Genomic DNA, 20109 nt, shown 5'->3' with positions numbered 1-20109 from the left:
GAGTGAATGCAGGGACTGCGAACCTCCTCGTCCGCTCGGCCCCCCGCGTGAATTACCGTCGAGCCCCTCGAATTCCGTGCAGGAATTGTTTTTCTCGACAGTCGAGAAAATAACTGGCAGATGATGCGGAAGGTGTCAACTGTCCTCAGTCAATGTTGAAGTGTGAAAATAAGCGAGCCAGAAACTTGGCCGTGAATTAAGTGGGCCGCGGCCTTGAGCATGATGAATTTGAAGCCCTCTACCGAGCTTTTGCGCCGCCAGAACATGCTGGCAGTGTTGAAAGCACTGCGCTTGAAAGGCGGGCTTTCGCATACCGAACTGTCCGAGCTGACAGGGCTTGCCTCTGCCACGGTCACGGCAGTGACCACGGAGCTGGAGCGCACAGGTGCCATCGAGCGGCAGGAGCAAAGCGCGCCGAGCGGGAGAGGGCGCCCGCGGGTTCTGTTCCAGCGGGCCAGCAGCCATGCCCATGCCATCTCGGTCCAGATTTCCTCAGATGCGCTTCACTATGCGCTATCCGATTATCGCGGAACGCTGATCGACCGCTTCAGCACGGGCCGGGATATTGCCAATGCCCGACCGGCGCGCATGATCGAGGAGATTTCCCAGTCGCTCGACCGCCTGATGACGCGCTCCCGGCTGGCACCGGAGGCGATCCTGCATCTGTCATTGAGCAGCAAGGGGATTGTCGATGCCGAACAGAGCCGCCTTGTCTGGTCCCCGGTCCTGGGGCGGGAGGATGTTGATTTCAGTACCCTGACCCGGCCCTATCAGAATGCGACGCTGACATTGAGCAATGAAAGTCTTCTGGTGGTGCAGGCGCTCGGCAAGCGGCTTCTGCTGCGAGAGGATCAGCAGCGGTCCCCAGGTCTCATCGCGCTGTCGCTCGGTCACAGCATCGGGCTTGGCGTGGCAAAGGAGGAGGGCGGCGATATCATCGCGACGGCTCCCAATTTCGGCCATATGCTGAATGCCCCGGATAACCGTCTCTGTCGTTGCGGAGCCTATGGCTGCATTGAGGCGTCTGCGGGCTTCTATGGCATTCTGCGGCTTGCCTTCCAGGTTCCGCCCAACACCATCCCGGCGAAATTCGTGCCGATCGCGGAGATGGAGAAGATCGCGCTTTCCGCCCGCCAGAACAATCGCATGGCGCAATATGCCTTCCGTCAGGCGGGCATTGCGCTCGGTCAGGGCCTGTCTCGTGTGCTCAGCATGGTGGGCGATATGCCGATTGCGGTCACGGGGCCGGGCAGCCGTTTCTATGATCTTTTGTCCGTTGGTCTGGAAGAGGGGCTGTCACAAACGCTTCATGCGCGACTGAACGGCATGCCGAACATTTCCATCGTGTCCGATGAGCAATCGCTTGTCTTCGAAGGGCATGTGGATCTGGCTCTGGCCGCCATCGATCAGCGCCTGACGCAATTGCGCTGATGCGCCGCTTTATGGATTGGTCTCGCCCGGCGTGAAGCCGATCATATAGATCGCGGCAAGGGCCAGCGCCACGAGCAGGATGGTAATAACGAAGCTGATCATGCCCTTGCGGGCCTTTGGTCCGGTATCTTTTGCCATGGCCGCAAAACGTGCGGAGACGGCATTCGGTTCCCGTCTGCCGCTATTCCGCCTATTCGCCGTCCAGCGGCTCCACACCCTGCGGCTTGCCAGCGCGGTCGAGGCGGATTTTCTCGATCCGGTTTTCAGCCGCGTTCAGAAGCTTTTCGCAATGCTTCTTCAGGGCTTCGCCACGCTCGTAAATGGCAATGGATTCATCCAGCGCCACGTCGCCGCGTTCCAGCCGCGTGACGATGCTTTCCAGCTCCGCCACGGCCTTCTCGAAGCTCAAGCCGCTGACATCGTGGTTCTCTGCGCCGTCTGCCATTCTCAACCCTTCATCAATCTGCAAATGTGGAGACCGGCCGATTCAGCCAGTCCTTCGAGATCATAGCCGCCCTCCAGCAGGCTGACGAGCCTGTTGTCGGCATATCGCCCGGCAATCTCCATCAGGCGGCCGGTTGCCCAGTCGAAATCGTCGCCGACGAGATTGATCTGCGCCAGTGGATCGCGATGATGCGCGTCGAACCCGGCGGAAATCAGAACGAAATCCGGGCGGAAATTGTGCAGCGCGGGCAAAACCCGGCTGGAAAAGGCTTCGCGGAAATGATCCCCCGCCGAATGGGCCGAAAGCGGCGCATTGACGATATTGTTGTGTTCGCCGGTTTCCTTCAGCTCGCCGCTCCAGGGGTAAAGCGGCATCTGATGGGTGGAGCAGAACAGAACGGAGGGATCGTTCCAGAAAATATCCTGCGTCCCGTTTCCGTGATGCACGTCCCAATCGACAATGGCCACACGCTCCACGCCATAGGTTTTCTGGGCATGGCGGGCCGCAATGGCAACATTGTTGAAAAGGCAGAAGCCCATGGCCCTGGTCTTCTCCGCATGGTGGCCCGGCGGGCGCGAGGCAACGAACACGTTGTCGGCCTTGCCGGTAAACACGTCGTCCACGGCGGCCAGCGCCCCGCCAATGCCCGTCAGCGCCACCTGCAAGCTCTTCTGGCTCACATAGGTATCGGCCTCGATCTGGCGAATGCGGTCTTCCTCCTCGGGAATTTCCCGCATGACGGAGGTGAGGTGCTCATCGGGATGCGCCAGAAGAACGGCATCCTCATTGGCCTGCGGCGCTTCCAGCCGCTCAAGCCGGTCGAAATTCGGATGCTCCAGCGCGATGTGCAGGGAACGGAGACGATCGGCTCGTTCCGGGTGGCCCTCTGGAGTGTTGTGTTCAAGGAAGATCTTGTGTTCGTACAGGCGGGTCGTCATGGGCTTTTGCCTCCTGCCGCTTTGGAGAAAGGCGGGCGCTTTGGAAATGGCCTAGAAACGGCATGATTTCAAGCGCTGCCGCCGGTTCTCCCACCGCTTCGTTCTTGTCGAACCCTTCTGCCTGTACTTAACTGATGCCAGGAGCAGGGGGATCGATATGGCTGCATATGTTTTCGAGGTGCCGTTCAGGGATGTGGGCCTGCGCGGGGAAATGTTCAGCGCGGCCTATATTACCCATGCGGAAGAGGCGCTTGCCCGCTTCTGGGCCAGCCGCCAGCAGGCGGGGTCCGATCCGGCATTCTATGTGTCGAAAGTGTCCTGCAGCCTGTTGCGGGCGCTCCGGTTTGGCGATCGCGTGGAATGCACGGTGCGCGTCAGCAAGATTGGCGGCAAATCGGCGGGCTTCGTCATCATCATGTATCGCGGCGAAGAGCGCGTGGCGGAGGCGGAAGTGGTCTGGACCGCCTGCGACGGTGAAAGCGGCACGCCCGTGCCGCTTCCCGAAGAGCTTCGCGATTGGCTCTACAAATATCTCGATTAGGCGCGCTGCGGCAGAAGTGGATAGCCCACCATGACGGCGCGTGCCGCCAGCGCCGCAATCACGGCCTTCAGCAGATCGCCCGGAATGAAGGCGAGAGAGCCCAAGACCACCTTGTCGAACGGCGTGCCTGACACCATCGAGAGCCAGGGCATGCCGATGGCATAAACCACGACGATGCCGCCGATGAGGCTGGCCATCAGGAAGCCTGCGAACTGGCGCAGGGCCGGCTGGCCTTCACGGACGAATTGCTGCGCCACCAGACCGGTCACGAAGCTGCCGATGATCCAGCCGAAGATATAGCCGCCGGTTGGCCCCATGAGCACGGCAAGACCGCCGCGACCGCCTGCGAGAACCGGCAGGCCGACGGCCACCAGAACCACAAGCAGCGCATAGGACAGTGCCCCGCGCCGGGCGCCGATAATGCAGCCTGCCAGCATCACGCCCATGCTCTGCGCGGTGATCGGAACCGGGATGAGAGCAATCGTGACCGGCGGAATGAGGCCGAGAACAATGACGATGGCAGTGAAAAGCGCCGCAAGCACAATATCCCTGGTGTTCATGCAACAACTCCTTTTGGCGCTGAAGGCCGAAACTTTATTTTGAATGTCCGCTTTTGTGGCCGCGAATGCCGCGTGCGTCAATCGCCTCGGCAATGCTATCCGCATCCTTGAGCGTGGCAATGATCAGCGGCCCAAGGGCGCGGTGCAGCCGGTAGGGTATGCCGCGTGCCTTATGTGCGGCGCGCAGTGTTTCATGCCGTGCGGCAATTTCCGGCACGAAGCGCAGCACAAGCCCAAGCGCCAGCCCCACATCCGCCGCCCGAAGCAGGCCCAGCCGCTCCAGCGGTCGCGCAGCCTTTGTCAGGCAATCGATGAAGGCCGAAAGCGAGGTGGTGGCCGTTACGATTGTTGCAAGAACCACGATTGCGGGCAGCCGCAGAAGCGTCACCAGCGCATCCCTCGGGGACACCACGACATAATTCACCAGTGCCAGAAGCGCGATGGTCAGCAGCACAGGCTTGGTGCGCGCCCATAAAGGACGTGGCGTAAGCCCCACCTGCGCGGCTAGAAGAATGGCTGCAAAAAGCGAAAGGCCAAGCAGCGCGGGGCTGTTCAGCAGGCTGAGCACGAGGCTGAGAATGAAGAGGGAGAAAAGCTTGTAACCGGCGGAAGCGCGATGAAGCCAGCTATTGCCTTCCATGTGCAGGCTGGTCAGCATTCGGCAATCTCGTGGTAGCGCGCAATGGCATCCGCCGCCGATCCATCGAAGGCCAGCCGCCCCTCGTGAAACAGCAGAACACGGGGAAAATCGGCCAGAAGCTCAAGATCGTGGCTGATGACGATGGCCTGTTCCTGCAGGCTGGCCAGCGTGCGCTTCACCAGGGCGCGGTTGCGAAGATCGAGCTGGTTGGTGGGCTCGTCGAAGATCAGCAGCTTCGGCTCCGTCACCATCACAGCGGCAAGCGCCGCAAGCTGCAATTGCCCGCCGGAAAGCTCATGCGGTCGCCGATCTGCCAGCCCCTCCAGGGCAAATCGGCCAAGGATCGCGTCCACCCGTTCCTGCACCGCCTGTCCCGTCAAACCCCGGCTTTTCAGCCCAAGGGCAATATCGTCGCGGATGATCGGCAAAATGATCTGGTGGCCGGGGTTCTGGAAGATGAAGCCGGTTGCCGCCCGCACCGCGGCCTCATCCTCCACCGTGTCCAATCCGTCCAGCGTCACACGCCCGCCGCTCGGCCGGGCGAGGCCGTTTATCAGCCGGGCAAAACTCGTCTTGCCGGAACCGTTCAACCCGATCACGCCCACGCGGTTTTCCGCAAGCTCCAGAGAAAGCGGATGCAGCGCCACTTGACGGCTTGAGGGGCTGCCGAAAGAAAGGCTGGCATTTTCGAAGATGATGCGCACGCGTCTCGTATCCTCTGGGTCCAAGTCTGGCTTCTATAGCGGGCGCAACTCTTTCAAGCCAATTTTTTTGATTGTTTGCGCTATTGAACAAAGGGAGAACAAAGGCTAGCTTGCACAACCATGACGATCCTGTTCGACAACCTGCTGGCACGAAACATTTTCCTGGATCGCCAGGGGCTTTCCGCTGCACCCAGCCGTGCGCTTGGGTACCAGGGTCTACAGCGGATGATCGAGGACATCGGTTTCGTGCAGATCGACAGCGTGCAAACGGTGGAGCGCGCCCATCAGCAGATCCTTTTCTCCCGTAACCAGACCTATCGGCGCGAAGATCTGACGCGGTTGCTGGAGCAGGAGCGCAGCCTGTTCGAACATTGGACGCATGACGCCTCCATCATTCCTTCCGCCTTCTTTGCCTATTGGAAGCATCGTTTCCGGCGCCGCGAACCGATCATTCTGGAACGCTGGCGGCGCTGGCAGGGGGAGGGCTTCGATGCCGCCTTCCAACAGACGCTGGCGCGTATTCGCGATCACGGCCCTGTAATGTCCCGCGATGTGAAAGTGGAGGATCACAAGTCAGGCGGCTGGTGGAACTGGCATCCTTCCAAGACAGCGCTGGAATTTCTGTGGCACACGGGGCATCTCGCCATTTCCCGGCGGGAGGGATTCCAGAAGGTCTACGATCTGATGGAGCGGGTCATTGCGCCCGCGCATTACGAGGCGGAGGTTTCGGAAGCGGATTTCGTCGATTGGGCCTGTCGTTCAGCGCTGGAAAGGCTGGGCTTTGCCACCACGGGCGAGATTGCAGCCTTCTGGGATCTCATAAAGGCACAAGAGGCCAAGGCCTGGGTGGAAAGCCATCGCGATGAATTGCAGCCGGTCAGCATTGCTTGCGTCGATGGCCGCCAGCGCCTTTCCTTTGCGCTCAAGGATCGCATCTCTGATCTGATGAATGCGCCGGAACCACCGGCACGCCTGCGGGTGCTCTCCCCCTTTGATCCGCTGCTCAGGGATCGCGATCGTGCGGAGCGCCTTTTTGGCTTCAACTACCGCATTGAGATTTTTGTGCCGGAGCCGAAGCGGCAATATGGCTATTATGTTTTTCCGCTTCTGGAGGGCAATCGCCTGATCGGACGCATCGATATGAAGGCAGAGCGCAAGGCCGGGGTTCTGGCCGTCAAGCGTTTGTGGTTGGAGCCGGGTGTTAAGCTCTCCACTGGACGCATGGCGCGACTGGAGGCGGAACTTACGCGCCTTGCACGCTTCACCGGCGTGGAGACGGTGGACTTTCTGACGGGTTGGACAGGAAAAGATGGTGGCTGAAAATGAATACCGCGTCGAACCGCGTGTCGTGGATATCGACGATTACATGCGGCTGAGATTGATCTCTGGCCTCACGCCTTTCTCGCGAGAAGCAGCGGAGAAAGGCCTGCCGCACACGCAATTTGGCGTGCGCGTGCTGTTTGGGGATGAGGTGGTTGGCATGGGCCGCATCATCGGCGATGGCGGCTGCTTTTTTCAGGTCACCGATATTGCGGTCGATCCCGCCCATCAGGGCAGGGGGCTCGGCAAGGCCATCATGGCTGCACTCTCCGAGCATATCCGCGACGCTCTGCCGGAAACGGCCTATGTGAGCCTGATTGCCGATGTTCCGGCAAACAGGCTTTATGAGCAATTCGGCTTCAGGGAAACCGCGCCACGCTCCGTCGGCATGGCGCAGTGTGTGCGCCGCCCGGTTTAACGGATTTTGCCCGTCTGGCCGCGGTCGCGCAGATAATGGTCTGCGATGGCGCAGGCCACCATGGCTTCGCCAATCGGTGCAGCGCGAATGCCGACGCAGGGGTCGTGACGGCCCTTGGTGCGCACTTCCACATGGTTCCCATCCACATCGATGGACTGGCGCTCGGTCAGGATCGAGGAGGTGGGCTTGACGGCAAAGCGTGCCACAATCGGCTGTCCGGTGGAAATGCCGCCCAGAATGCCGCCTGCATGGTTGGAGAGGAACAGCGGCTTGCCGTCATTGCCCATGCGCATTTCGTCGGCATTTTCTTCGCCGCTCAGTTCTGCGGAGGCAAAACCCTCGCCAATTTCCACGCCCTTCACCGCATTGATGGACATCAGCAGCGAAGCGATGTCCTGGTCGAGCTTGGAATAGATCGGTGCGCCGAGCCCTGCCGGAACGTTTTCGGCCACCACTTCAATCACCGCGCCGATGGAGGAACCCGATTTGCGGATCTCATCCAGATAGGCTTCCCAGACAGGCACCATGGCAGGGTCCGGGCAGAAGAAGGGGTTGCGCTCAACTTCGGCCCAATCCCAGTTATCGCGGTTGATCTTGTGCTTGCCGATCTGCGTCAGCACGCCACGAACGGTCACACCCGGCACCACCTTGCGGGCAATCACACCGGCGGCCACGCGGGCTGCCGTTTCACGGGCGGAAGAACGGCCGCCGCCGCGATAGTCGCGAATGCCGTATTTCAGGTCATAGGTGTAATCCGCATGGCCGGGGCGGTAGCGGCGGGCAATCTCGCCGTAATCCTTCGAGCGCTGGTCGGTATTCTCGATCAGCATGGAAATCGGCGTGCCCGTCGTCGTCATGGTCACGCCGTCTTCCGAAAGCATGACGCCGGAAAGCACCTTGACCACATCCTCCTCGCGCCGCTGGGTCACGAAGCGCGACTGGCCGGGCTTGCGCTTGTCCATGAAGGACTGGATTTCATCCTGCGTGAAGGTCAGGCCGGGAGGGCAGCCATCCACCACGCAGCCAAGCGCTGGCCCATGGCTTTCGCCCCAGGTGGTGACGCGGAAAAGATGACCGAATGTGTTGTGCGACATGAGACCCGACCATAACGCGGCTTGAAGCGCCGCCATTGCCTTTTGATGGCGTCTCTTTAAGGGAAAACCCCGTGCGGAGGAAAGCGCTTTTACCGTGCCAGCGGTTCGCCAGCGGCAATTTCCTGTCAGCTTGCCCGCAGGAAGCCGTCCAGAGCGCCGCTGGTGAAATTGTCGAAGGGCAGCGGGCGGGCAAAGGCATAGCCCTGTAGAAGATCACAGCCCAGCTCGCGCAGCATTTCGGCGTGGTTCATCGTCTCCACGCCTTCCGCCACGGTTTCCACGCCCAGCGATTTGGCAATTTCGATGATGGAGCGAACCAGGGCGCGCTCCTGCGGCGAGGTGAGGATCGGCATGACCAGCTGCCGATCGATTTTCAGCCGCTTGGGCCGCAGCTTCAAAAGGCTGACGATCGACGTGTGGCCCGTGCCGAAATCATCGATCTCGATGTCGATGCCAAGCGCCTTGATCGCTTCGAGATTACGCGTCACGGAATCCTCGCTCTCGTCGAGGAAGATGGATTCCACCAGCTCGAAGGAAATCCGCCCCGGCGTGATTGGCAGGGTCTTCAGCGTCTCGATCAATGCCTCGTCCTTCAGGCGCCGCGAGGAGACGTTGACCGATACCTTCGGCACATTCAGGCCCATCGCAGCCCAGCGCATCTGGTCCTTGAGAACCGTCTCCAGAACGATCTGGTCGAGATTGGCCGTCACGTTCAGATCTTCGGCAATGCTGAGGAAGGCATCCGGCGCCAGAATGCCGCGATGCGGATGGCGCCAGCGCACCAGAGCCTCAACTCCAGTCAATTCCTTGCTGTTGGCGCAGAATTGCGGTTGGTACCAGGTCACGAACTGCTGCTCTTCGATTGCGGTCAAAAGCTCGTCGGCGGTGCGCTTGTGGTTGATGATTTCCGCCTGGAGGTTCTGCGTGAAGAACTCGAAGCGGTTCCGGCCCTGGTTCTTGGCGCGGTAAAGCGCAATATCGGCATCCACCAGCATCTTGCGGCCATCCACATTCGGCCCGCTTGCCTGCGCAATGCCGATGGAAACGCCGCAACGGCAGGAAAATCCCTCGAAATCCAGCGGTTGGCGAATTTCATTGATAATGCGCGTCGAAAGCTCGGCCATGGCATCGGCATCCGCAGTGTTCTTCACCACGATGACGAACTCGTCGCCGCCAATGCGCGCGACCAGATCGTCCGGCTTCATGTTGCGGCGAAGAACATCAGCCGCATAGACCAGCATGGCATCGCCTGCCGCATGGCCCAGCGTGTCGTTGATCTGCTTGAAGCGGTCGAGATCGAGATGCAGTATGGAAACCTGGGTGCGGCGGTTGCGGCTTTCCCGCGTCAGCTCATCCAGTTCCATGTCCAGCTTGCGGCGGTTGGCAAGGTTGGTCAGCGGATCGTGCAGCGCATTGTGCTCGATTCTCTGCCGCGCCAGTTCCAGTTCCACATTCTTGGCCTCGGCCTCCTGCTTGGCTGCCTGAAGCTGCTGGGTCATGCGCATGTCGGCGGTCACATCGAAGGCAATGCCCACCAGCTTCACCGCTCCATCGCGGCCCACATGCGGCTTGCCGATGGAGCGCACATAGCGGATCGAGCCATCCGGCTGCGGCACACGCACCGTCAGCGGCGCACCGGTCATATTGTCCGGGAAGCGCGTTGCCAGCCGCTCTGCCAGATGCCGGTCTTCCGGGTGGATCATCGCCAGCCACTCCTCATGGCTGACTTTCCGGTTGGCATCGTTCAGGCCGTAGAGCTGGCACATCCTCTCGTCCCATATTTCGGTCTGAAGCGCGGTGGAGGTTTCCCAGATCCCGCAATTATAGGACGCCAGAGCCACGTTCAGGCGGGTGGAAAGCTCTTCCAGTTCATGCTCGCGGTTGGAAAGCTCATCCAGCGCCAGCTCCAGTTCCGCATTCTTGATGTCGCTATCGGCCTTGGCCTCGCGCAGCGTCTGGTTCATCAGCATGTCTGAGGTGACATCCCATACGATGCCCGTCGTGTGGCTTGTCAGGTCGCTCTTGCGATAGCTGGCGCCCGCCGAACGCAGATAGCGAACATCGCCATTGGCAAGCGTCACGCGATAGACGTTCACACAGGGTTGCGTGGAACAGATGCTGGTGAAGAAATGCGCTTCTGCTGACGCCAGATCATCAGGGTGAATCGCGCTGAACCATTCCTCCAGCCGGTTAAGCGAGGGGTCGTGTTCCTTGCCGTGCAGCGCGGCGGCGCGCTCGTCCCATATGAGGACATTGTCGCCCTTGATCTCCCAGATGCCGATGTTGGAGCTTTCCATGGCAAGGGTGAAGCGCTGCGACAATTCCAGCAGATTGGCCTCGCGCGCCTTCAGCTTGCGAATGTTGCGGTTGCGCTCGCCGATCAGGATTGCCGCCACGAAGGTCGGCACCAAAATGCCGGCACCGGCCAGCAACAGAAATGTGCGGAAGGTGAACTGGCTGGCGGGGGCAATATTCCAGCCCCCCTTGGGTGCCGCCATGATCTGCCATTGAACGGTGGGAAGAATATCCACCGTATGCAGAAGCGGCGCCCGCGATTTCAGCGATGCATCTCCCAGAATCAGCGTTTCATAGGCGCCGTTTTTCTGGACGATGGTGATATCGAGAAGGGTTCCGTCGCTGGCGGCAATGGTGGCGTGATCGTCGTGATGTTCATGCACGCCGCCTTCCCTAAGGAATGTCGGCCGATCCAGCGCCAAAAGCACGGAACCCCAAGGCTTGCCGTCACTCTGCATCACTGGCTGGATAACGAAGAACAGATCCAGAAGCCGATCCTGCGCCATGACGGGCGCCCGATCCGCCGACATATTATCCAGACGGTCGGCGAAGCTTCTCACCTCTGCGTCGCGACCGTGGATGCTCAGATTGTGCGTGAAGTCGATCCGCCCGTCGCGTGTGCGCAAGTGGGATAGCGTGTTGTTCCAGGCGAAGGCAATGGCGGAAGCGTGACGGTTGGCCGCCAGCAATTGTGAAACATCCTGATCCAGATCCGACGCCTTGAACTCGGACTTGTAACGCAGAAGATCGATCAGCTTGTCGGCCAGCATCAGGTCGCGGCGCATCTGCTTCTGAAGCAGTCCGGCGGTGGTGGCCAGCGTGTTTGCAGTGGATTGACGGATTTTTGCGCGGAAGGCGGCAGACCGCTCCAGATCGAAGGCAATGCCGACGATCAGGAAGGCAATGCCAATGAGACATGCAATGGCAATGGGCGAACCGCTGCGCAGCCGAAAGTAGCTGATGCGCCGTGTCATGAATGTTGGAATTTTAAAGCGCACCCGCCAGCTCAGCCTCTCTCATCTCTTGATTGGACGCTAGGCGGTTGAAGTTAATTTCAGCTTTCGCGAGAAAGGTAATTTCTCGTTAGTCATTGAGAAAGCGAAGTTTTCCCCCAATCATTCCTCGTCGAAAAGCTGATTTGTGCTCGCTTTTGGTGTGTGTCTTGCCGTTTTGGTTAAGACAATATTATCTTCTGCAACCACAATGGACGAATCATTGCAGAAACCGTGACAGCCGAAGGGCCGGAGCGGGAATGAGCGGGGATGATGTCGGCCTTGCACAGGGAGTGGAGGCGGGTGTTGTTCGAGCAGTGGGAAACTTTGCAAAATTGTCATCGTGAAGGGCGAATTTCGCCACAATCGAAGAGCAAAAACTTGTTTCGAAACAGAACATTCGTCACGTTCATGAAAGCATTACCTCCATGCGCATCCTGATTGCAGCTCTTCTGGCAACTGCCAGCCTCCTGTCACCGCTTTCAGCGAGTGCGCAAAGCATGGATGTCGAAGCGACGATCAAGGCAGTCGATGCGCAGAAGCTCAATCTGATGCTTGATGACGGCAAGACCTATAAAGTACCGGAGGAGTTTAACTTCGAAGGTCTGAAGGCTGGCGTGAAAGTGGTCGTTTTCTACACGGTTGTGGACGGCAACCGCGTGGTGGATGACCTGCAGATCGTCGATTAATCTTTGCCCACCGCGTTGTTGCGGTTCAGTACCATTCCGCGCGCGGATGATCCCGGTCTATAATCAGAACACGGTCCTGCGGAATGTCGCATTTGGCGGCTTCCGTCTCATCCCAGCCGCCCACCAGTTTCAGAATGGAACGAATCACGCCGCCATGGCTCACGCAAACCGTGGGTTGCTCCACCGATTGCAGCCAGGCACCCACGCGCCAGGAAAGAATTTCATAGCTTTCGGCATCCTGTCCCGGCGGGATGAATGACCATTTCTGGCGGGATCGGTCTTTCAGACGGTCTGGTGCGACTGCGCGAATATCGTCCAGCGTGTGGCCTTCCCAATCACCGAAGGAAAGTTCCACCAGCCGATCATCGGTGCGGTAGGAGAGGGGGTCGAGCCCCATGGCCTCGCGGGCCAGTTGCATGGTTTCCCGCGTGCGGGAGAGGGGCGATGCAACGAAATCGAAGCGTTCCACGTCCGGACCCACGAGGGTCCGGAGTGTCTGTCCATTCTGGCGAGCCTGCCCGCGGCCTTTATCGTTCAGGCCAATATCCTTTTGGCCCTGAAGCCTCCCCTCGGCATTCCAATCGGTCTGTCCGTGGCGGATCATGTATATGAGCAAAGCGCTGGCCCCGTTTTGAAACTCAGTCTTTTACCACCGAGATGTCAGGTGCGTCGACGGCCTTCATGCCGATGACGTGGTAACCGCTGTCGGCGTGATGCACTTCGCCGGTGACGGAGCGGGAAAGATCGGACAGCATGTAGAGGCCCACATCGCCCACTTCCTCGATCGTAACCGTGCGGCGCAGCGGTGCGTTATACTCGTTCCACTTCAGGATATAGCGGAAATCGCCAATGCCGGAGGCGGCGAGCGTCTTGATCGGACCGGCGGAAATCGCGTTGACGCGGATGTTCTTCGGGCCGAGATCGACGGCCAGATATTTCACGCTGGCTTCGAGAGCAGCCTTGGCAACACCCATGACGTTGTAATTAGGCATGACCTTTTCGGCGCCGTAATAGGTGAGGGTCAGCATGGAGCCGCCATCGGTCATCAGCTTCTCGGCGCGGCGTGCGACAGAGGTGAAGGAATAAACCGAGATCTGCATCGTCTTGGCGAAGTTTTCCGGAGTCGTATCCACGTAACGGCCGGTCAGTTCGTCCTTGTCGGAAAAGCCGATGGCATGCACGATGAAGTCGATCTTGCCCCAGACCTTTTCGATATGATCGAAAACAGCATCGATGGAAGCTTCGTCGGCAACATCACAGTGACCGGCCAGAATCGCACCCAGCTCATCGGCCAGTGGTTCCACGCGCTTCTTCAGGGCATCACCCTGATAGGTGAACGCCAATTCGCCGCCCTGTGCATGAATGGCCTTTGCAATACCCCAAGCGATGGAACGGTTGTTCGCAACACCCATGATAATGCCACGTTTGCCTGCCATTAGGCCGGTTGCCTGCGCCATACGGTATCCCCTACGAATAATAAGTGGTTTGCCTATGGCATAGCCGGACACGGCGTTCAAGAAGGTCGGGGATCATCTGATGTAAGCACGCGTAATAGAGCGTGCTTGTCCAACGAAAACGTCACAGAAAGATCACATTAGATCAGACGTAGAGCCCGTAGCGCATGTGGCGCATCAGATCGATGACCTTGTCATCCGGCTTTTCCCAAAGCAAAACCCGGAATTCGACAATCAGATCGCCGCGTTCTCCATCCTCTTTCAGCAGGCCGAGGCCGGGAACGCGCGCGATCTGGTCGGATCCGGTCCAGGCGGGGATCGAAACCGGCACGGATCCGCCAAGCGTCTCCACCTGCGCCTCGCCGCCCAGAACCGCATCTTCCAGCTTGATCTTCAGCACGGTGTGCAGATCGTGGCCTTCCACGTGGAAGCGCTCGTCGCGGGCAACGCTCAGCGTCACTACCAGGTCGCCGCGCTGCATGCCGGGCAGGCGCAAGCCCTGGCCCTTGAGGCGGATTTGCTGGCCGTCCGTCATGCCCGCTTCCAGGTTCACGCGAACTTCGCGCTCATCCGCCAGCGTCACATAGGTCGGGTTCAGCGATACCAGATCCTCCAGCGTGACAGTTGCAATCACGGCAAGATCGGGTGCCTTTTCCGGCGGTGGCACTTCACCCCGGATGCGGCGCATCAGCGACGAAATCAGCTCGATGGCCTGAAGCGGCAGCGGCAAAGGGGCCTTCGAGGCATCGTTGGCATGGGTGTCTGCGGGCGAGGCGTCTGCGTCAGTATCGCCATCCTCAGCCGAGGCATCGCGGCCACCATTTGGCTGGGGCCTGGAGGTGGAGGCGTTGCGGGCGCCGGGCTTTGCCCCTGCGGCTTGGGCTCCTGCAGGTCCGTTGCCGAAAATGCGTTCCACCATATCCTCGGCACTTTCGGAGGTGTTGGCGGATTGCGCGCCCTGCTGGGGCTTGGCCTGGGATTTTGCCTGCTGCTGTGCCTGAGAATGAGACTGTGATTGCTGTGCTTGCGCCTGCGCCTGCGCCTGGGCGCGCTGTGCATTGGCGCGCGCCAGTTCCTCCATCACCTTTTCCGCATTGGCCCGGGCCGCCTTGGCGCGCTCTTCCGCCTGTCGTGCCGCTTCCCGCTGTTGCAGAATGGTCTGCGCTGTCTCGTATCTCTTGTCGAAGCGGCGACGCCGCTCCGGGTCCTTGAGAACCTCGTAAGCCTGGCCGACTTCGGAAAACCGTTTCGCAGCCATGGGATCATCCTGATTGTGATCGGGATGAAGCGACTTCGCCTTGGAACGCCACGCTGCCTTGATCTCGTCAGGACCGGCGTCTCTTTTCACGCCGAGAAGGGAATAAGGGTCACGCATCTTTCGCCACCGGTTCATGAAGGCGGCCATCGATCAGGATGCCGCCGGGATCAACTCCGGCCAGGCGCTTGGGTTCCGTGTCTCAGATCCCAGCCCTGGCGCTTTGAGTGAGACTTTAGCGAGGGAGAATCTAAAGATGGTTTTATCGGATGTGTAAAAGTCGGATTAAGCTTAACCTAACCTTCCCGAGTGGGAACGCGCCGTCAATTCTTCTGCGGCGCAAAGGAAAGCATGTTCCATTCCGCGCCGATCAGGCAGGCATTGCCCCTGAAGCGGGAAATGCCTTCATAGGAATGGCGCGTGGTGAGAAAGGCGCGGCATGGCTGGTTGTTCATGCTGACTTCGCGAATGTCCGACACCACGCCGGCGCTGCCTGTGGATGTATTGGCCCAGGGAAGCGGAGAGGAGCCGAGCTTTATGAGGTCGGCAGAGGAGACCGCGTTGAGAATCGTCTTCTCGTCGGACATTGATTCGGTGCTGCGGTTCTGGTTCGGAACGGTGGCGGTGGAAAGCGTGCGGTCCACTTTCTGCGCGGAGCCGAACAGGTCCAGAGCCCCTGTGGTGCAGCCGCTAACCCCTGCAGCGACAACAAAAACCGAGCAGGCTTTAATGATGAGTGACAGCCTTGGCCGGGTAATGTTGAATATGTTTGCGGTCACTGCCACCTTGCGTCCAATCACATTAAGGTTCTAGGGCTGCATTCGATCAGATCGGGAGCGTTTTAGTCAATATGTCGGAAGAACGGTTAACAAGCGGTGACTTCACCGCAGAGAGCGAACCCTTTGCCCTTTTCGCCAACTGGCTGAAGGATGCAGAGGCCTCGGAGATCAACGATCCCAATGCGGTGGCGCTTGCAACCGTGGACCATGAAGGCTTGCCAAATGTCCGCATGGTTCTGCTGAAAGGCTTCGATGAACGCGGCTTTGTGTTTTACACCAATTTCGAAAGCCAGAAGGGGCAGGAAATTCTGGGCCAGAAGAAGGCCGCCATGTGCTTTCACTGGAAATCCCTGCGCCGCCAGGTGCGTGTGCGCGGGCCGGTGAGCGTGGTTTCCGATGAGGAGGCCGATTCCTATTATGCCTCGCGCCCGCGCGGCAGCCGCATCGGTGCCTGGGCCTCCAGGCAATCGCGTCCATTGGAAGGGCGGTTCGCGCTGGAAAAGGCGGTTGCCGAATATACAGCGAAATTTGCCATTGGTGAGATTCCGCGCCCGCCTTTCTGGTCCGGCTTTCGCATCGAGCCAAGCTCCATCGAGTTCTGGCACGACCGTCAGTTCCGCCTGCATGACCGCGTGGAATTTCGCCGGGAGGGCGAGGGCTGGTCGAAGGTGCGGATGTATCCGTGACCCGCTGGCTGCTTTGGTACAGCGATCGATTCCGCGCCTTTTTGACCAAAATCATGCGCGGGATCGAATTTGTGCCCCATAACGGAACTATCTTTCCTCATCCGACCAACGAAAGATGAGAGGTTATGCGGATAACGTGGTTCCTGTTGCTGGTGGCACTCATCGCCATCGTATTGAGTATTCCGATGATTGATCGCCAGTTTGTCGCGGGCAGGCCACCCAGCCATTCCCCCGGCGATGACAGCCCGCTTCTGCCTGTGCCGCAGCGTCAGCAGCCGTGATCAATGATAACCGATTGTGATGGGATTATCAGAGACGTTCAACGTTTCGAATGAGAAATTTCCGTGTTGCGCCCGCTGGCGCAACATTCTTTCGATCCTCAAAGAGCGGTCAAAAAAATCTTGACCCGTCGCGGCCACAGGCTTTCAGTGGCCCGAATTTGCGCCACAATTGGCAATTGAGGAGAAGATCATGCCCGTCAGCACCGAACCCCGCAGCACCACATGGACCTTTGTGGAGGGAGAGTGGATCAGTGGCAATCCGCCGCTCATCGGCCCCACATCCCACGCCATGTGGCTTGGTTCCACGGTGTTTGACGGTGCGCGCTGGTTCGATGGCATTTCGCCGGATCTCGACCTGCATTGCCAGCGCGTGAACCGCTCTGCCATCAACATGGGCATGAAGCCAACCATGACGCCGGAGGAAATCGAGGCGCTTGCGCTGGACGGCGTGAAGAAGTTCGATGGCAAGACGGCAATCTATATCAAGCCGATGTATTGGGCAGAGCATGGCTCGCCCATGTCGGTCGTTGCGGCCGATCCGGACTCGACCCGCTTTGCGCTCTGCCTGTTCGAAGCGCCCATGCACACCGCCAAGCCCGGCTCGCTGACTGTGTCTCCCTTCCGCCGCCCCAATCCGGAAGTGGCCATGACCGGTGCCAAGACCGGCAGCCTCTATCCCAATAGCGGCCGTGCGATCATCGAGGCGCAAAGCCGTGGCTTCGATAATGCCCTGATGCGCGACATGAACGGCAATGTGGCGGAAACCGCTTCGTCCAACGTGTTTCTGGTCAAGGATGGCGTGGTGATGACCCCCGTTGCCAACGGCACTTTCCTGGCTGGCATCACCCGCTCGCGCGTCATCGGGTTGCTGCGCGCCGCCGGTCACGAGGTGCGCGAATGCACGCTGACGGTGGAGGACTTCAAGAAGGCCGATGAGATCTTCACCTCCGGCAATTACTCCAAGATCGTGCCGATCAACAAGCTGGATGACCAGTCCTTCCAGGAAGGCCCTGTCGCCCGCAAGGCGCTTGAACTTTATATGGATTGGGCGCGCTCCGGCAAAAAGGCCGCTGCCTGACCACTGCCTTGTCATTGTGACTTTGCAATGAAAAAGGGTGCCGCAGAGGCACCCTTTTTCATATCTGCCCGCCAAGCGCCGCGCGCGCAAGGGCGGGATCGTTCACCAGAAAGCCGCCAACGCCTGCGGCCTGCATTGCGCGCAGATGCTCGGCGGCAAAATCGCCGAGCTCCCGGCCTGTGCCCCAGCCCCCCACTGTCATCCACATCGGATGCCCCTGATCGGCAAGCCGTGCAATCCGATCCATTGAGGTCCTGCTTTCCCAGAGCCTTAATGTGGTTCCGCCAAGCGCGAAGAATTGCGCATCTTCCTCCTCCTCTCCATTCAGCAGGCCAAGGATCGCAAGATCCGTATGCTGGCGGCAGAAGGCGAAGCAATGCAGGCTGCGAAGCCCCAGAATGATATTGTCCCTTTGCCGAAAAGCGAGGAAATCCAGAAGGATGAGCAGCGTCTGCTGATTCTCTTCCTTTACATCAAGAACAAGCGGCATGTTTTCGGGTATGCAGCGAAGGGCAGCCTGCCATGCGGGTTTGCTGTTTTCGCGCAGCCGGGCTGACGCGCCGCGATGGGCAATGATGACTGTCATAAAGTGATTCCCGAAGCATGATAGACCATCAATCATGACGTGTAGGACGAGGAAGAAAAGCCCGGCAATCCCGGCTTGACGAAACCAACAAATCCATTATTCTGGATATATGGATGAGAAATGAGCGATCGAAGTTCTTGGGGTATTGGCGCAGTCAGCGCGTCTGGGCGCGTTCCGCCTGCTGGTGGCCCACGAGCTCCACGAGCCCCCATGGCCCCTCACGAGCTTATGTGTGCACGCCGCTGATTGCTGAACTCACCCCTTGCTGCGGCGAGGATCCAACCTGCTCTGCCACTTGATCAAATGGTGAAACCGATGACTGACAAGATCTACAACGTGCTGTTTCTCTGCACTGGCAATTCCGCACGCTCCATTATGGCGGAGTCCATTCTGGCCAAGGAAGGGCAGGGGCGTTTTCGCAGCTATTCGGCGGGAAGCCAGCCGAAGGGCGAGGTGCATCCGCTTTCCCTGAAAACGCTGGCGGCGCTGGGCTATGCCCATGAAGGTTTCCGTTCCAAGAGCTGGGATGAGTTTGCCGGTGGCGGGCAGGGTGAGAGCCCGGTGGAGTTCGATTTCATCTTCACCGTCTGCGATAATGCGGCGGGTGAAGCATGCCCCGTCTGGGTGGGTCATCCGGTAACCGCCCATTGGGGCGTGGAGGATCCGGCGGCATTTGAGGGCACGGAAGCGGAAAAGCTGCAGGCCTTCGCCAAGGCGGCACGTTATCTGCGAAACCGCATCGCGGCCTTCGTCAATCTGCCGCTTGCCTCGCTGGACAAGCTGACGCTCAATTCGAAGCTGCACGAAATCGGCAGCATGGAAGGCGCGACCACCGGATTCGAGAAGGCCTGACATGTCTGTCTTTGAACGGTTCCTCACGCTCTGGGTTGCGCTTTGCATCCTGGTTGGCGTGGCTTTGGGCTCGGTCTTTCCGGCCGCCTTTCATGCGCTGGGCGAAATGGAGGTGGCCAAGGTCAATCTGCCGGTGGCGGTTCTCATCTGGCTGATGATCGTGCCCATGCTGCTGCGGATCGATTTTGCCGCACTCACCCATGTCGGGCGGCATTGGCGGGGCATCGGCGTTACACTCTTCATCAACTGGGCGGTAAAGCCGTTTTCCATGGCGCTTCTGGGCTGGTTGTTCATCGGTTGGCTTTTCCGGCCCTGGCTTCCGGCCGAGCAGATCGATTCCTATATTGCCGGCCTCATCATTCTCGCTGCGGCACCCTGCACGGCCATGGTTTTCGTATGGTCAAACCTCACCCGTGGAGAGCCGCATTTCACCTTGAGTCAGGTTGCATTGAACGATGCGATCATGATCGTCGCCTTCGCGCCGATTGTCGGTCTGCTGCTGGGGCTGTCGGCGATAACCGTTCCCTGGGATACGCTGCTTCTTTCGGTCGCGCTCTATATCGTCGTGCCGGTCGTCCTGTCGCAGCTTCTTCGCCGCACGATCCTGCAAAAGGGTGGCGATGCCGCGCTCTCGCGGTTTCTCAATCGCCTTCAGCCGATCTCGCTTGTGTCTCTGCTGGCAACGCTGGTGCTGCTTTTCGGCTTTCAGGGCGAGCAGATCATCGCCCAGCCGGCCATTATTGCGCTTCTGGCCGTGCCCATTCTCATCCAGGTCTATTTCAATTCGGGCCTGGCCTATCTGCTGAACCGGGTGGCGGGCGAGCAGCATTGCGTTGCCGGTCCATCGGCACTCATCGGCGCTTCGAACTTCTTCGAACTGGCCGTGGCGGCCGCCATCAGCCTGTTCGGGCTCAATTCGGGCGCAGCGCTTGCCACCGTGGTGGGCGTTCTGGTCGAAGTGCCAGTCATGCTCTCCGTGGTCGCCATCGTCAACCGCAGCAAGGGCTGGTACGAGCGGGCTCCCGGCGTAGCCGCCAAGGCCGCGCCGGAAGCATAGGATTATTGAACGAG

Annotated in this window: 23 protein-coding genes; 10 read left to right on the top strand and 13 right to left on the bottom strand. The window is 59.5% G+C overall.

Annotated features, from left to right (window positions below):
• Window positions 1–222 precede the first annotated feature (222 nt).
• On the top strand, window positions 223–1431 hold the full coding sequence (locus ACFSE1_RS14290; protein WP_377402794.1) for an ROK family protein: 1209 nt from the start codon (window positions 223–225) through the stop codon (window positions 1429–1431).
• A 9-nt stretch (window positions 1432–1440) separates the two neighbouring features.
• Here the strand turns inward: ACFSE1_RS14290 and ACFSE1_RS14285 are convergent, their stop codons facing one another.
• The 3 genes from ACFSE1_RS14285 to ACFSE1_RS14275 are packed head-to-tail and all read right to left on the bottom strand — an operon-like array spanning window position 1441 to window position 2814.
• Window positions 1441–1569 (bottom strand): hypothetical protein, encoded by a 129-nt coding sequence (locus ACFSE1_RS14285; protein ID WP_377402669.1) that lies wholly within the window; start codon window positions 1567–1569, stop codon window positions 1441–1443.
• A 52-nt stretch (window positions 1570–1621) separates the two neighbouring features.
• Window positions 1622–1876 carry an exodeoxyribonuclease VII small subunit gene (locus ACFSE1_RS14280; protein WP_377402666.1) on the bottom strand — a complete coding sequence of 85 codons (255 nt, stop codon included), beginning with the start codon at window positions 1874–1876 and terminating at the stop codon, window positions 1622–1624.
• A gap of 2 nt (window positions 1877–1878) precedes the next feature.
• Window positions 1879–2814 (bottom strand): histone deacetylase family protein, encoded by a 936-nt coding sequence (locus ACFSE1_RS14275; protein WP_377402663.1) that lies wholly within the window; start codon window positions 2812–2814, stop codon window positions 1879–1881.
• A 157-nt stretch (window positions 2815–2971) separates the two neighbouring features.
• On the opposite strand from ACFSE1_RS14275, the gene ACFSE1_RS14270 reads away from it, so the two are divergent.
• On the top strand, window positions 2972–3355 hold the full coding sequence (locus ACFSE1_RS14270) for an acyl-CoA thioesterase (RefSeq protein ID WP_377402659.1): 384 nt from the start codon (window positions 2972–2974) through the stop codon (window positions 3353–3355).
• Here ACFSE1_RS14270 and ACFSE1_RS14265 read toward each other — a convergent pair.
• Genes ACFSE1_RS14265 through ACFSE1_RS14255 form a run of 3 tightly spaced genes read right to left on the bottom strand, consistent with a single transcriptional unit; the run spans window position 3352 to window position 5259 of the window.
• Window positions 3352–3915: a biotin transporter BioY gene (locus ACFSE1_RS14265; RefSeq protein ID WP_377402656.1), complete on the bottom strand. Its 564-nt coding sequence runs from the start codon at window positions 3913–3915 to the stop codon at window positions 3352–3354. The genes ACFSE1_RS14270 and ACFSE1_RS14265 overlap by 4 nt on opposite strands.
• 34 nt (window positions 3916–3949) lie before the next feature.
• A complete protein-coding gene (locus ACFSE1_RS14260) occupies window positions 3950–4570 on the bottom strand; it encodes an energy-coupling factor transporter transmembrane component T family protein (protein WP_377402791.1) in 621 nt (206 codons plus the stop codon).
• Complete coding sequence (locus tag ACFSE1_RS14255) at window positions 4567–5259, bottom strand: energy-coupling factor ABC transporter ATP-binding protein (protein WP_377402653.1); 693 nt, start codon at window positions 5257–5259, stop codon at window positions 4567–4569. The genes ACFSE1_RS14260 and ACFSE1_RS14255 overlap by 4 nt, the downstream gene beginning before the upstream one ends.
• Window positions 5260–5379: 120 nt before the next feature.
• Between ACFSE1_RS14255 and ACFSE1_RS14250 the strand changes: the two genes are divergently transcribed.
• Together ACFSE1_RS14250 and ACFSE1_RS14245 are read left to right on the top strand one after the other, a co-directional pair.
• A complete protein-coding gene (locus tag ACFSE1_RS14250; RefSeq protein WP_377402650.1) occupies window positions 5380–6579 on the top strand; it encodes a winged helix-turn-helix domain-containing protein in 1200 nt (399 codons plus the stop codon).
• Between the two features lie 46 nt (window positions 6580–6625).
• On the top strand, window positions 6626–6997 hold the full coding sequence (locus ACFSE1_RS14245) for a GNAT family N-acetyltransferase (RefSeq protein WP_377402788.1): 372 nt from the start codon (window positions 6626–6628) through the stop codon (window positions 6995–6997).
• On the opposite strand, the gene aroC is transcribed toward ACFSE1_RS14245, so the two are convergent.
• Complete coding sequence (gene aroC / locus ACFSE1_RS14240; protein WP_377402647.1) at window positions 6994–8091, bottom strand: chorismate synthase; 1098 nt, start codon at window positions 8089–8091, stop codon at window positions 6994–6996. The two genes, ACFSE1_RS14245 and aroC, sit on opposite strands and share 4 nt — an antisense overlap.
• A gap of 125 nt (window positions 8092–8216) precedes the next feature.
• Window positions 8217–11360 (bottom strand): bifunctional diguanylate cyclase/phosphodiesterase, encoded by a 3144-nt coding sequence (locus ACFSE1_RS14235; RefSeq protein WP_377402644.1) that lies wholly within the window; start codon window positions 11358–11360, stop codon window positions 8217–8219.
• A 446-nt stretch (window positions 11361–11806) separates the two neighbouring features.
• Between ACFSE1_RS14235 and ACFSE1_RS14230 the strand changes: the two genes are divergently transcribed.
• Window positions 11807–12067 (top strand): DUF1344 domain-containing protein, encoded by a 261-nt coding sequence (locus tag ACFSE1_RS14230; RefSeq protein ID WP_377402641.1) that lies wholly within the window; start codon window positions 11807–11809, stop codon window positions 12065–12067.
• 25 nt (window positions 12068–12092) lie between these two features.
• Here the strand turns inward: ACFSE1_RS14230 and ACFSE1_RS14225 are convergent, their stop codons facing one another.
• The 4 genes from ACFSE1_RS14225 to ACFSE1_RS14210 all read right to left on the bottom strand — a co-directional run bounded on the left by ACFSE1_RS14225 (window position 12093) and on the right by ACFSE1_RS14210 (window position 15555).
• Window positions 12093–12683, bottom strand: coding sequence for a histidine phosphatase family protein (locus ACFSE1_RS14225; RefSeq protein WP_377402638.1), 591 nt, complete (start codon window positions 12681–12683; stop codon window positions 12093–12095).
• Between the two features lie 22 nt (window positions 12684–12705).
• Window positions 12706–13524 (bottom strand): enoyl-ACP reductase FabI, encoded by an 819-nt coding sequence (gene fabI, locus ACFSE1_RS14220; RefSeq protein ID WP_377402635.1) that lies wholly within the window; start codon window positions 13522–13524, stop codon window positions 12706–12708.
• A 142-nt stretch (window positions 13525–13666) separates the two neighbouring features.
• On the bottom strand, window positions 13667–14896 hold the full coding sequence (locus tag ACFSE1_RS14215) for a DnaJ C-terminal domain-containing protein (RefSeq protein ID WP_377402632.1): 1230 nt from the start codon (window positions 14894–14896) through the stop codon (window positions 13667–13669).
• A 203-nt stretch (window positions 14897–15099) separates the two neighbouring features.
• Window positions 15100–15555, bottom strand: a complete 456-nt coding sequence (locus ACFSE1_RS14210; RefSeq protein WP_377402785.1) for an RT0821/Lpp0805 family surface protein — start codon at window positions 15553–15555, stop codon at window positions 15100–15102.
• Between the two features lie 71 nt (window positions 15556–15626).
• Between ACFSE1_RS14210 and pdxH the strand changes: the two genes are divergently transcribed.
• The 3 genes from pdxH (at window position 15627) to ACFSE1_RS14195 (ending at window position 17600) form a co-directional block, all read left to right on the top strand.
• Window positions 15627–16241: a pyridoxamine 5'-phosphate oxidase gene (gene pdxH, locus ACFSE1_RS14205; RefSeq protein ID WP_377402629.1), complete on the top strand. Its 615-nt coding sequence runs from the start codon at window positions 15627–15629 to the stop codon at window positions 16239–16241.
• 125 nt (window positions 16242–16366) lie between these two features.
• Window positions 16367–16522: a hypothetical protein gene (locus ACFSE1_RS14200; protein WP_377402626.1), complete on the top strand. Its 156-nt coding sequence runs from the start codon at window positions 16367–16369 to the stop codon at window positions 16520–16522.
• 190 nt (window positions 16523–16712) lie between these two features.
• The gene (locus ACFSE1_RS14195) at window positions 16713–17600 is read left to right on the top strand and encodes a branched-chain amino acid aminotransferase (RefSeq protein ID WP_377402623.1); all 888 of its coding nucleotides are present in this window, start codon (window positions 16713–16715) and stop codon (window positions 17598–17600) included.
• Window positions 17601–17658: 58 nt separating this feature from the next.
• Here ACFSE1_RS14195 and ACFSE1_RS14190 read toward each other — a convergent pair whose 3' ends face one another.
• Window positions 17659–18186, bottom strand: coding sequence for a hypothetical protein (locus ACFSE1_RS14190; RefSeq protein ID WP_377402620.1), 528 nt, complete (start codon window positions 18184–18186; stop codon window positions 17659–17661).
• Window positions 18187–18501: 315 nt separating this feature from the next.
• Between ACFSE1_RS14190 and ACFSE1_RS14185 the strand changes: the two genes are divergently transcribed.
• Both ACFSE1_RS14185 and arsB read left to right on the top strand, forming a co-directional pair.
• A complete protein-coding gene (locus ACFSE1_RS14185; protein ID WP_377402617.1) occupies window positions 18502–19038 on the top strand; it encodes an arsenate reductase ArsC in 537 nt (178 codons plus the stop codon).
• 1 nt (window position 19039) lies between these two features.
• Entirely contained in the window at window positions 19040–20095 is a 1056-nt protein-coding gene (gene arsB / locus ACFSE1_RS14180) for an ACR3 family arsenite efflux transporter (RefSeq protein WP_377402614.1), read from the top strand.
• Window positions 20096–20109 lie beyond the last annotated feature (14 nt).

Origin of the sequence: Affinirhizobium helianthi, assembly GCF_042680945.1 — a bacterium.
Taxonomy (GTDB): Bacteria; Pseudomonadota; Alphaproteobacteria; order Rhizobiales; family Rhizobiaceae; genus Neorhizobium; species Neorhizobium helianthi.
This window is presented reverse-complemented; position numbering and strand designations above follow the sequence as displayed.